Source organism: Pseudoalteromonas byunsanensis (assembly GCF_001854475.1).
In the GTDB taxonomy this organism is placed as follows: Bacteria; Pseudomonadota; Gammaproteobacteria; order Enterobacterales; family Alteromonadaceae; genus Pseudoalteromonas; species Pseudoalteromonas byunsanensis.
This window is the reverse complement of the sequence record NZ_MNAN01000013.1, coordinates 1-1,136: the sequence shown is the minus strand read 5'-3', so window position 1 is coordinate 1,136 and position 1,136 is coordinate 1. Positions and strand designations below refer to the sequence as shown.

The window sequence follows — 1,136 nt, the reverse complement described above, 5'->3', positions numbered from 1 at the left end:
TCAATGAATTCTGATTTTTGATATTCACCTAATAAAAGATGAGATATCGAATTGACTGTGCTGCAACAAGTAAACTTGTTGCTGTTGGTCACTCACTTTCCATTTAAGGAAAAAACATTGAGACTCTAAATTTGTTTGCGTCCCTACCGAAGTAGTTCTGCTGTTAGAACTCAACCTGTACGAGTGCCCACACAGATGATTGCTTCATATTTTTAAAGAACGTTTCGAAATGCTTTCGCGTTTCGAGGGATGTGCATTCTAAGCATTCCCTATTTTTTGTCAACACTTAATTTTTAAGTTTCTTGAGAAGCTTTAAAGTTAAGTTTTACTCGACCCTGACTCAGTTCGATTTGCTTAAGTTGCTTGGCGCTCCGTGTCAGTGGGGTCGCATTATAGGGCGGCGAATAAAAAGCGCAAGCCCTTTTTAAAGGATTTTTGAAGAAAAGTGATAAAAATAGACTGTTCGCGTTATTTTTGAGCGAAACCTTTTATAATTTCAACTTTTATCACACTTTAGCAATATCTATCTGATCACTCCATAGCTTCGAACACGAAGCTATATTGCAAAAGGTTAGCGACATGAGCGAAGCGAACACGAAGCTATATTGCAAAAGGTTAGCGACATGAGCGAAGCGAATACGCTCTTTTTGCGCAAGGTGAAGTGAGCCAGTTTAGCTGCTGCTGAGGGACTCTCTCTTAAACGTCGGATGGCGCTACGCTTATCACGACCTACAACCCCAAAACGCAAAAAGCCCATCCGATTGGATGGGCTTTTCACTTAATTAGGAGCCTGGCGATGTTCTACTTTCACATGGCAAATGCCACACTATCATCGACGCTGTTTCGTTTCACTTCTGAGTTCGGCATGGGGTCAGGTGGGTCCAAAACGCTATTATCACCAAGCAAAGTCTTGGTGCAAATGTTTAATGACATCGTGCATCGCACGAGCATTTCATTTGCGCAAGATGAACTGATTTCGCTATATTGCTTTTTCGTTCACCTTGTTTAATTCTTAAAATTCGGAAATTCTGATAATTCGTAAAACACTACTTTAGTAACACTAACTTCTAGCGTGTAAAACCACTTTGGCGTTGTATGGTTAAGCCTCACGGGTAATTAGTACTGGTTAGCTTAAT

General features: G+C 40.4%; 1 rRNA gene. It reads right to left on the bottom strand.

Annotated features, from left to right (window positions below):
- Positions 1-788: 788 nt before the first annotated feature.
- Positions 789-903, bottom strand: a 5S ribosomal RNA gene (gene rrf / locus BIW53_RS02030).
- Positions 904-1,136: the final 233 nt, after the last annotated feature.